The 8,544-nt window shown below is 35.8% G+C and carries 9 protein-coding genes; all 9 read right to left on the bottom strand.

Annotation, left to right across the window (positions count from 1 at the left end; genetic code table 11):
* Window positions 1-55: 55 nt before the first annotated feature.
* The 9 genes from K364_RS0120805 to K364_RS0120765 all read right to left on the bottom strand — a co-directional run bounded on the left by K364_RS0120805 (window position 56) and on the right by K364_RS0120765 (window position 8,521).
* A complete protein-coding gene (locus K364_RS0120805) occupies window positions 56-1,297 on the bottom strand; it encodes an IS4 family transposase (RefSeq protein WP_028306951.1) in 1,242 nt (413 codons plus the stop codon).
* Between the two features lie 253 nt (window positions 1,298-1,550).
* Complete coding sequence (locus tag K364_RS0120800) at window positions 1,551-2,705, bottom strand: M20 family metallopeptidase (RefSeq protein ID WP_084296135.1); 1,155 nt, start codon at window positions 2,703-2,705, stop codon at window positions 1,551-1,553.
* A gap of 65 nt (window positions 2,706-2,770) precedes the next feature.
* Complete coding sequence (locus K364_RS0120795; RefSeq protein ID WP_028309602.1) at window positions 2,771-3,475, bottom strand: metal-dependent hydrolase; 705 nt, start codon at window positions 3,473-3,475, stop codon at window positions 2,771-2,773.
* Between the two features lie 93 nt (window positions 3,476-3,568).
* On the bottom strand, window positions 3,569-4,480 hold the full coding sequence (locus tag K364_RS0120790; RefSeq protein WP_035270497.1) for a radical SAM protein: 912 nt from the start codon (window positions 4,478-4,480) through the stop codon (window positions 3,569-3,571).
* On the bottom strand, window positions 4,458-4,604 hold the full coding sequence (locus K364_RS26875) for a hypothetical protein (protein ID WP_156946544.1): 147 nt from the start codon (window positions 4,602-4,604) through the stop codon (window positions 4,458-4,460). Before K364_RS26875 ends, K364_RS0120790 begins: the two co-directional genes overlap by 23 nt.
* Window positions 4,605-4,705: 101 nt before the next feature.
* Window positions 4,706-5,374: a helix-turn-helix transcriptional regulator gene (locus K364_RS0120780; RefSeq protein ID WP_028309600.1), complete on the bottom strand. Its 669-nt coding sequence runs from the start codon at window positions 5,372-5,374 to the stop codon at window positions 4,706-4,708.
* A 78-nt stretch (window positions 5,375-5,452) separates the two neighbouring features.
* Window positions 5,453-5,851: a RidA family protein gene (locus K364_RS0120775; RefSeq protein ID WP_028309599.1), complete on the bottom strand. Its 399-nt coding sequence runs from the start codon at window positions 5,849-5,851 to the stop codon at window positions 5,453-5,455.
* A gap of 147 nt (window positions 5,852-5,998) precedes the next feature.
* Window positions 5,999-7,348 (bottom strand): hypothetical protein, encoded by a 1,350-nt coding sequence (locus K364_RS0120770; RefSeq protein ID WP_028309598.1) that lies wholly within the window; start codon window positions 7,346-7,348, stop codon window positions 5,999-6,001.
* Between the two features lie 204 nt (window positions 7,349-7,552).
* Complete coding sequence (locus K364_RS0120765) at window positions 7,553-8,521, bottom strand: pyridoxal-phosphate dependent enzyme (protein ID WP_028309597.1); 969 nt, start codon at window positions 8,519-8,521, stop codon at window positions 7,553-7,555.
* Window positions 8,522-8,544 lie beyond the last annotated feature (23 nt).

Raw genomic sequence — 8,544 nt, 5'->3', positions numbered from 1 at the left:
TGCCAAAAAGGCGAAGTAAGGGGTAGTCCTTATCCACATTTTGACAGTATGCGCTTTACAGTAGTACTGGGTCATAAGTAAGATCATCTAAATGATCTGATTCGCCTGCTATCACCTGCCTTAGAGTCATTTTGTAAGTTAGTTCGTGGTCAATTTTTCGTCGCCCCTTCGAGGTCCGCTTAGGTTTTCGATGAAGCTTGCGAATAAATGTACTAAATGCTTCTAATAAGCAAGTGATTAGCATTCTTTTAAAATTTAGCATTAAACCCTGATAGCCAGTTTTTAATTTAAGCAGCATCAGCAAGCAATGTGTTATTAGTGCTATTAGTATCTGGTTTTCCACTGCCTGGGGACTTTGCCCATAAAAGTGCTTAATGCAAAACTGCTGTTTGAGCCATTTGAAAAATACTTCTATTTGCCAGCGATAGAGGTAAATACTACTTAACTCATCTACAGATAGTTCTAGCTTATTCGTTATGATAATTATCTTATTGCCTTTACTGTCTTGTGTCTCTATAAGCTGTAGGGGATGCTCCATTTTTGTAGAGCCATCTTTACCAAGGCGTACTAGCTGATGTTTTGTTATGTTACCAGAGGTTGGATAATCTTCTATTACTTCTACTATTGCATTGCTTTTTAAGCGACTGACGAAGTAAATACCCTCTTTACAGTATGCATCAAATTTCTCATAATCAACATACGCCCTGTCAAAAACATAGATGGTTCCTTGTTCATAGATTATCATATCATCCATCATGTTTTTATCTGCAGGCTTTGCTGGTGTAACTATTGCTTTTTCTGGTATAACCACACCATTGCAGAATTCAAGTAGTAAATGAAGCTTTATCCCTGCTTTAGTTTCTCTGAATTTAGCCCATCTAAACTGGGATAAACATAAGCTTATGGTTCTAGAATCAAGTATTAGCAACCGTCCCATTTCTTGACGTATTCTATCATGACCAAGTTCTTTACCAAGTTGCGTAGTGATATTTTTGAATAAATAAGCTACTACCTCTACTGGTAGATCTCTTAATCTACGAGATATTTGTGAAGGACTAAAGGATTCACAATCAAAAGCTTCGCAAAATTCATCATTATTAAAGTCCTTGCTGATATCTCTTAAGCTAGCTCTTTGATTAATCTGAGAATTGGCTAGCAGTTCAATAAGTTCTACTGTAGATAACTTTTTTAAATACTTATCTACCTCCATGTCTGACAGCAAATTTAAAAATTTTTCATTAATTATAGGACTAAACAGTTGCAAAAAAGTGGATTTTTTGATATCCTTGCCTTGCATTTTATAACTCCTTTATATTAGGGATTTGGCAAGGACTACCTTGTTATCTCTATTATAAAGGATTTTTTAATGCAAATACAGCAAAATATCTATTTTATCTTCTTAATTCGCAGCATTTCTTTGATTATCAAAATTTATTATAACTTGACAAATTCTAAATGTTTTTTTGCAACGTTACTGATACAAAGAATAAAAAAGTAACAGCTTTGTGTTACTTGTATAATCCCATTTCTATTTTTATTCTTTTCTCTTTTTAGGCCATTCCCAGCTTGCATAAGGTTAGAGCAGTTAATTTAGTTTTCTGCAAAAGGCTTTTTCTATAGACAAACTCATCATCCCGGTGATAATTGCCCCCAGCAGGTCCCATTCCGTCAAGGACTGGTACTCCCAGAGCTGCAACAAAATTTCCGTCAGATGCTCCACCTGTGGCGGTATCTGTTATCTCCATACCTAAAATAGATCCCATGTCTTTTACAATGTTTAGCAGATGTTTAGTCCCCTCAGTTTTTATCATGGGAGGACGATTTAATTCACCTTCCAAAATAGCCTGGATTCTAGAATCTGCGGTCTTTTCACTAATTTCTTTTATTCTATCAATAACCTCATGGGCTGTTTGTAGGTCTGGGAGTCTTACATCAATTTCAGCTGTGGCTTTTTCAGGTATAATATTGGCCCGTGTTCCACCACTTATAACACCAACTGTTAAAGTTACTCCATTATAAAGCTTATTTAACTCTTCTAGAGCTAGGATTTTGTGTGCTAACTCTCTAATAGCACTAGCCCCTTTTTCTGGAGATTCACCTGCATGGGCTGGTATACCTAGCAAGGTAAGATTAAAAGACCCAACACCTTTACGTGCTGAAACCAGGCTCCCATCAGCCCTGCCAGGTTCAAATACAAAACATGCATCTGCATCGGCGGCCTCATTTTCATAGATCTGTTTGGATGATGGGGAGCCAATTTCTTCGTCCCCACCCACAATAACTGTTATCTCTTTGTAACTTGTAAATTGAATGCTTTCTAAAGCTTTTAAAGCATAAACCATTGTCACCAATCCAGCCTTCATGTCTGCTATTCCAGGGCCAAGTATTTTATCGCCTTCAATCTTGTATGGTCTGCTTAGAGCAGTACCTCTTTCAAAGACAGTATCAGCATGACCTACTAATAATATCTTCTTATCCCCTGTACCATATTTTTTTGCTACTAAATTTGGAGCATCAGATGTTTTTTTTATGAATACTTGGTAGCCTAGCTCTTTTAGGTTTACTGCAAGGGTTTGAATTACCCTGGAAACCCCTCCATAATCATATGATCCACTATCAATATTAACTAAGGTGCTTAGAAGAAATTCTAACTCTTCAGACTTATTGTTCAAATAACTAGTAATTGCCTTAAGTTTTTCCTGCACACTAACAACTCCTTTAACTCCACTACTATAGAAACCCCTTGGAGTCTATATAGTACTTACTATTACTATTCTATTTCAAAAAAGCCACCTGGTTCCAAAATAATAACTTCAGAGGGAGTTTCTTTTTCTACAATTTCTTTAAATTTATTTGCATCCTGTTCTATTATGGGAAAAGTATTGTAGTGCATGGGTACAACAGAATTAGGCTTAATCCAATGTATGGCAGTTAGAGCATCATCGGGTCCCATAACAAAATTGTCACCAATGGGTAAAAGGGCAACATCAATAGCCTTACCACCTAACATGTCTTTGAGGATTTTCATATCCCCAAAAAGCCCTGTATCACCTGCATGGTAAATGATTATATTATCTATATCCAACAAAAATCCACATGGATTTCCTAGATATGTAATGCCATCTTCTTCTACTAACCCTGATCCATGTAAAGCCTGGACCAGCTTGACCCATCCCCAGTTGAAGCCATGGGATCCTCCTATATGCATGGGGTGATTGTTTATTCCTTTCATCCCTAAATAACTAGCCAGCTCATAAGGTGCAATAACCTGGGCATTATTATTCTTGGCTATTTCTATTGTGTCACCTATATGATCTCCATGACCATGTGTAAGGAGTATTGCTGATATATCCTTAATGTCCTCAGGCTCAACCTGAGCTAGAGGATTTCCCTGTATAAAGGGGTCCAGGATAATCTTCCCACCAGTTCCTTCAATTTCAAAACAGGCATGACCATGAAAAGTTACCTTAACCAATAAACCCACCTCTTTCCAATATTTTAGTTATACCCTTCTCCACTTTTAATTTAAGTCCTTCTAAAAAATATAACTTTAAAGAATAAGTTTGAGTCACATCTTTCTAGATTTAAGACCTGCAGCTTCTGCGAAACTCAAGGCTTCTTGAAATTCCTTAGTGGATATTGGTCTGTTAATATCCTCATATTCAAATGCTTTGTACTCGGGACGGTATTGTTTCATTATGTTTACAAAGGTTTTTGGAGATATTTCTTCAGCTATGAAAGTCATTATATCTTTTGTGCCAGCTAGTCCCCTGGGGAGTACCAGGTGTCTAATAATTAATCCCCTGATAGCGATACCTCTATGGTCTACCTGTAAGTCTCCCACCTGCCTATGCATTTCTTTAAGGGCCAATTTAATAACTTGAGGATATTCAGTAACGCCAGACAGCATTTTAGCAATCTCTGAATTATTATATTTTGCATCAGGCATATAAATATCTATTATTCCATCTAGAACCTTTAAAGTCTCTATTCTCTCATAGCCACCACAGTTATAAACAAGTGGAACATTCAACCCTATTTTTGCAGCTATAAAAACGGCTTCGACAATTTGTGGAACGAAATGGGTTGGAGTCACTAAATTAACATTATGACAGCCTTGGCCTTGTAAATGCAGCATTATTTCTGCTAATTCATGTGGAGAAACTAGCTCTCCTTCTCCACCCCAGCTTATTTCATAGTTTTGACAGAATACACATTTCATGTTGCAAAAAGCAAAAAAAATTGTTCCACTACCATTTGTTCCAACTAGTGGAGCTTCCTCCCCAAAATGTGGTCCATAGCTGGATACCATGGCAGTTGTTCCTGCACTACATATACCTTTTTTCTGGTCCCTGTTAATTCTGCACAAATGTGGACATAGCTGGCAGTTTTTCATAAGTGTATAAGCTTGCTGAACCCTCTCCTCCAATTCCCCTTTATCCAACAAGAGCCTATAACTAGCTTCTTTTTGGAATTTCATCATCGTCATCCAATAAAGAATAAGATTTTTGACTTAAAGCTCCCAGATTTATTCCCCGGGCAGATAACCAGTAGGGATTACGCCTTTTTCTTGAAGTATTTTTGCCATTAAATCCTTGTACCATGATTAAACAACCTCCTTATGTTTTTCCTATATTATCCACATAAAAACGTACTTTAATTCTTTTTATAATAAAAAAGCCTCTGAAAAATATCAGGGGCAAATTTACATTGCACTATTAAAGGATGTTGACCTGGCTTCCTCAAGATAATTATATATTGTGTAACGGGATACCCCTAATATTTTTGCAACCTGGTCTACAGACCCCTTTACTAAAAACACTCCCTTTTCATCTAGCTTTTTCACAACTAGTAGCTTGTCATCCTTTTGCATGAGCTGTTTAGGGGTAGGATAATCTTTTATAGTTGAATGAATAATTTCATCCATAGCCTCATTAACATCATAGAAAAACCTTTCTCCACCCATATATTCATTTTCCTTGCTGAAATTTGTAAAGCTTTCTAGTATCTGCTGGCATGTCAAAAATTCAGACATGTCAAAATTTATACACATGCAGCCAATGATAATATCATTATCATCCTTTATGAATATTGTTGAAGATTTTAAAATCTTACCATCTTTAGTGCTTGTCTGATAATTAATCAAGTCATTGGCATCATTGCCCTTGCTTTTTAAAGTTTGTAAGACTAAGTCTGTAGTTGGTGCACCAGGTTTTCTACCTGTAACCTTTCCAGCAACATAAATCAATGACTTTTCCGGCTTTTGTAAATCATGAATAACTACCTCACAGTTTTTACCGAAGGTTTCAGATATCCCCTTTGCTATTGGAAATATACCTTTTAGTCTAGGATGGATGTTTTTAAATTCACTCATGTTTACCTCCGAAGATTAGGTGTTATTACTAATATATAATCAAATTGTCAACTTGTCATTAAAATTTAATAGTCCCATCTAAATATTTAGTTGGGGTTTAAGTGCAACTATTGCTTCTATCTCTACGTTTACATCCTTTGGTAATCTTGCTACCTCCACACATGATCTTGCAGGAGGTCTTTCAGAAAAGAACCTGGAGTAAGCCTCATTTATTAAAGCAAACTGGTTCATATCTTTAATAAATACTGTTGTCTTAACAACATTGTCAAGGGTAGCACCTGCTTCTTCTACTACAGCCTTTAAATTTTCAAGCACTTGAATTGTTTCTCTTTGAATATCGCCAGTAATGATATTTCCAGTATGTGGATCAATTGGAATCTGTCCAGAGGTGAATAAAAAATCACCTATTCTAATGGCCTGAGAATAAGGTCCAATTGCTTCTGGAGCCTTATCAGTAAAAATTACTTCCTTTTCCACTAACTATTCCCCCTTTACGCATAATTAAAATATATCTATATTCTAATATTCTACATGGCGAAGATATGTCCTGCTAAAATTATTAATAGATTTGAATGCCTATAAAAAAATTTTAAGCAATTTAAAGGAATAAAAAAGACGGTATCATCACCGTCCAAAAAAAGCTGCTATTTTTAAGCTGAAACGTACCAAAGGGTGCTTGGTACTTGCTTTTAGTATTCTATTTTCTTTCCTGAGGTCATGAAATTCTAACTCCAGCATTTCCATTGAATACCTTCGTTCTTCATTTTCTTGTATAATCCTACGCAGCTCAGCAGTTAACCTGCCAATCTCATTTTTAAGTTCTTTTTCTTCCTTTTTGGATTTAGTCATTATTTTTTCCAACTGATGCTTAAGATTAACATTCTCTCTAATTACTTCAGCCTTTTCTGTAGCACTCTTGTCTTTTTGTTGAGCAAATATATATCTTTGCTGCCTCTCTCTTTCAGTTAACTCAGCTAATTCACCTTTTAGTTTAATAATATCCTGTGTCAAATTCTCATTCTCTTGTTCTCTAAGTTTTGCTTTATTCATCCATAGTCTACATTGGTAAAGAATAGAATCGGCTTTTTTCTCTGCCTTTTGTTTTTCTTCTTTAACTCTATATAATTCTCGTTTTCTTAGTGATAGCAACAAGTCTTTTTCTGCAAATCTTTGTATAAGATGATCATAATCTTCCATGTTTTGATTTTTTTCTGCCAGAGAAGCAGCAATTTGCTTTTTTGCTGTATAAATTTCTCTAAATTGCAGTTCCTGAGTCTTAATTCTTTCTGATAGTTTATGCTTTTGGGAAAGATGCTTAAGCTGTTGTCTATGTAAAGTTTTGAGGTATTTTTCTAGTGTCTTCTCATAAGCGGACCTGGCTTCAGTAAAATATAACCACTTGTCATCCTGCTTGCGAAAATAGGGATACTTATGTAAAAGGTCACGAACCGCATAGGGGCATGCCTTTTTCCATATTTCAACCTTATCCTGAATTTCATCATATGTTAACCCATTGGTATTTTTATATAAGACTTTTATTATAACATGTCTTAAACGATAATCATTAACATCAACTTCCCAGTCAGTAAGACCCCAGTTTCCACCCTCCAATTGAATAAAGCGTCCGTCAGAATTAAGATTAGTTGGATGGCTAACAATTTTAGTATTTTTACGGCCTTTTTTTACAGTGTTTGTAGAGGAAAATTTTAATGGCCTCTGATGTTTAAATAACATGTTAAAGAATTGATCATTTTCCCTTAGTCCCTGCTTGTCCATATACCAAATATAGCCATCAGAGGAATTAAAACAAGCACACTGATGGAGGCATGAATTTACAAAGCTTTGGGCTTGTTGAAAGGTATAATCCTGGAGCATTTTCTGTTGAATATACCTTGTTAACTCAATGACTGTAAGGCCTTCTGCAAAATAAAGGTTCTTTTTAAGTAAATCAACCAAAGAATGTAGTTTTGTCACTATTGTACCACCCTTCCAAAGTCAGTAAACTATAAAATTACATATTTTACTTTTCAGGGTGGTTTTCCTGCCAAATTGCAGGAATTTATTCCATAAAATTCCTGCATATTCCTTGTAATATCAACAATTTGTCTCTTTGGCTCAATATGAATCGATCGTAAGTTACTTCTTAGGACAATCTAGGGCAATTTTTTTGTCCTGCTTTCAGAAACTATCACCAATAAATCTGGAAAAAATCTCACATGCTGACTTAATATCTACATTGCCGCCACTAATTATAACACCAACCTTTTTATCCTTGAAAAGGTCATATTCTTTGCAAAATAGTGCAGATAACGCTAATGCCCCTGTTGGCTCTACTATGATTTTCATTCTGCTCCATACAAAGTACATAGCCTGTGCAATGTCTTCTTCTGAAACAGTGACAATATCATCTACATATTTTTTTATAATGTCAAAGTTAAGCAAGCCTAAAAAAGGGGTTCTTACACCGTCTGCAATGGTGGGTGGATTATGAACTTCATGCAAAATACCACTCTTAAATGATTTAAAAGCATCATCTGCAAGTTTGGGCTCAACCCCTATTACCTTACAGGAAGGTAATAGGTTTTTGCTGCTTATGGCAGAACCACTCAGTAAGCCTCCCCCGCCGCATGGTACTAAAAGATAATCCAGGTTGTTGTAATCTTCAATAAATTCCTTTGCGCATGTACCTTGTCCTGCAATAATATCAATATTATCGAAGGGTGGAATGAGTTCATAGTCTTTAATTTCCATTAGATTCTTTGCCAATGCTTCCCTTGTTACCTTATTAGGATCATAGGTGATTACCTCAGCTCCATAATTTTCTGCAGCTTCCCTTTTGGATTTAGGCGCGTTCATTGGCATAATGATTGTTGTTTTTAGGTTAAACATCCTGCCAGCCAGAGCAACTGCCTGTGCATGATTCCCTGAGGAATATGTTAAGATGCTCTTACCCTTTCCCTTTTCAACAAGCTTTCCAATGGCATTATAAGCGCCACGAAATTTAAATGCACCTATTTTTTGGAAGTTCTCACATTTTAGATAAACCTCACTGCCAACTCTTTGATTTAACTTATTAGAGGTTAATACAGGAGTCTTGTGGGCTATCCCTTTTATTCGTTTATTGGCATCCAATATAATATCATACATAATCAATCATCCCTTCAATTTCT

The sequence above is a fragment of the Desulfitibacter alkalitolerans DSM 16504 genome (assembly GCF_000620305.1).
GTDB lineage: Bacteria > Bacillota > DSM-16504 > Desulfitibacterales > Desulfitibacteraceae > Desulfitibacter > Desulfitibacter alkalitolerans.
The sequence above is the reverse complement of the archived record's forward strand: the minus strand, read 5'-3'. Positions and strand labels throughout refer to the sequence as shown.

Bases quoted from the DNA above. Each gene is read 5' to 3' on its own strand.
- K364_RS0120805 (WP_028306951.1), bottom strand. From the start codon at position 1,297: ATGCAAGGCAAGGATATCAAAAAATCCACTTTTTTGCAACTGTTTAGT.
- K364_RS0120765 (WP_028309597.1), bottom strand. From the start codon at position 8,521: ATGTATGATATTATATTGGATGCCAATAAACGAATAAAAGGGATAGCC.
- K364_RS0120780 (WP_028309600.1), bottom strand. From the start codon at position 5,374: ATGAGTGAATTTAAAAACATCCATCCTAGACTAAAAGGTATATTTCCA.
- K364_RS0120790 (WP_035270497.1), bottom strand. From the start codon at position 4,480: ATGAAATTCCAAAAAGAAGCTAGTTATAGGCTCTTGTTGGATAAAGGG.
- K364_RS26875 (WP_156946544.1), bottom strand. From the start codon at position 4,604: ATGGTACAAGGATTTAATGGCAAAAATACTTCAAGAAAAAGGCGTAAT.